Annotated in this window: 1 tRNA gene; it reads right to left on the reverse strand. The window is 42.8% G+C overall.

From position 1 onward, the window contains the following. Nucleotides 1-192 precede the first annotated feature (192 nt). A tRNA-Val gene (locus tag ACYP03_RS26325) sits at nt 193-268 on the reverse strand. Nucleotide 269 lies beyond the last annotated feature (1 nt).

The following is a 269-nucleotide window of genomic DNA, read 5'->3' on the forward strand; positions in this document are numbered from 1 at the left end:
TGTTTCTTTCGAAACAGTTTGATTCAATCTCAAAGATTGAATTTACTAGTCAGCTTTCCAGATTGTTAAAGAGCATTGTGTTGTTTATCTTGCGACGAACTTCACTTTCTAAAGACTTTCAACGACACGAAATCGATCCAACAACATAATGCTATTGAATCTGCCAATTCGTGCAGAAAAGTACTTAGAGAGTGGTGGGCGATACCGGGCTCGAACCAGTGACCCCCTCCTTGTAAGGGAGGTGCTCTCCCAACTGAGCTAATCGCCCA

The organism is Photobacterium sp. R1 (assembly GCF_054600795.1).